Annotated in this window: 1 protein-coding gene; it reads right to left on the reverse strand. The window is 36.9% G+C overall.

What is annotated here, in order from left to right; all coding sequences use genetic code 11:
- A partial coding sequence (locus tag DEAC_RS21990; RefSeq protein WP_047812206.1) for a hemerythrin domain-containing protein occupies nt 1-484 on the reverse strand: 484 nt, incomplete at its 3' end.
- Between the last annotated feature and the right edge of the window lie 228 nt (nt 485-712).

Below are 712 nucleotides of genomic sequence, written 5' to 3' on the forward strand. Positions count from 1 at the left end.
CCTGAGCTTGAATCATAGAAAAATCTTGTACTAGTTTAATTTTAGCCGTTTCGGAAAGATGCGTTTCTGCTATTGGATAAAGAATATTATTTTCTTTGTCAATATGCGCATACATAAGGGTTGTATAGCCAGAAGCATTCGCTGCAAACTCATTAAGTGCTTCTTTATCTCCATGTTTGAACTTTTCAAAGGCCTTCCGCATTCCACCGATGTATCTTCGTCCATTGTCATGTTCATAGAGCATTACGCCAACAGGTCCACCCTCTTTTGGAATACCCACAGATTCCATGGCTTCGAACAGAATTTTTTCTTCCTTACCGTGATGACAGCGATCAACAAATACTTTCATAACCTCAAGTAAGGTTTCTATATCATTGATGCTTATATCTTTTCCTTCAGTAATTCGTTGACTAATCTTATCAAGAATCTGCAAAACCGTGAGGACAGCTTCATGTTCAATTTTTAGTTCTTTAGTTGGCTGCATTTTTTCCACTCCTTTATAGTTGCTTAGTCATGTCATCGCGCCCAACATTAAGGTTTCCCATACAAGGCAAGGAACGTTTGAAAATCTTTCCTTTGGATGACTTAATTTTATATAAATCGGCAAAATAGATCTGTGATTCAAATCAAATTATTTTATGATTTTAATCATCGCTTATTATATTGCTAAATTTTGTCCTAACAATGTGAGCAGCTGGCGCGAGGGAGGGAG

It is taken from the genome of Desulfosporosinus acididurans (genome assembly GCF_001029285.1).
Classification (GTDB): Bacteria; Bacillota; Desulfitobacteriia; order Desulfitobacteriales; family Desulfitobacteriaceae; genus Desulfosporosinus; species Desulfosporosinus acididurans.